General features: G+C 50.9%; 1 protein-coding gene. It reads left to right on the top strand.

Annotated elements, in window-relative coordinates; genetic code table 11:
* Window positions 1–76: 76 nt before the first annotated feature.
* Window positions 77–477 (top strand): 60S ribosomal protein L14 (locus tag F0L68_RS45970; protein WP_188317147.1); only part of this gene is annotated, 401 nt, incomplete at its 3' end.

The following is a 477-nucleotide window of genomic DNA, read 5'->3' as shown; positions in this document are numbered from 1 at the left end:
CGTCATGCCTTTTGCACGGTACGTAGAACCAGGGCGTGTCGCCCTGGTAGCCGACGGTCCCTTAAAGGGAAAGTTAGTGAGCGTGGTAGACGTTATTGACCAAACTCGGGCACTGGTTGATGGACCCGGCAGTGGAGTACCTAGGCAACAGATCCGCTTAAACCAACTCCATCTCACAAAATTCCGCCTCAAATACGCGTTCACAGCCCCTACTCGTCTTGTGAGGAAAGCGTGGACAGATGCTAAACTCAATGAAAAATGGACAGAAAGTCAATGGGCCCAGAAGTTAGCGAACAAAGAGAAGCGCGCACAGATGACAGATTACGATAGGTTCAAGTTAACAGCTGCACGAGTTAAGAGGAACCGTGCCAGGACTGCCGTATTCAAGAGCTTGAAGGTGAAGGCTGCACGTGCTGGTACCTTCGGCAAGAAAAATATCCCTAAAGCGGCTGCGAAAAAAGTGCGCACCAAGAAGGC

It is taken from the genome of Solihabitans fulvus (assembly GCF_008386585.1).
Classification (GTDB): Bacteria; Actinomycetota; Actinomycetes; order Mycobacteriales; family Pseudonocardiaceae; genus Solihabitans; species Solihabitans fulvus.
This window is presented reverse-complemented; position numbering and strand designations above follow the sequence as displayed.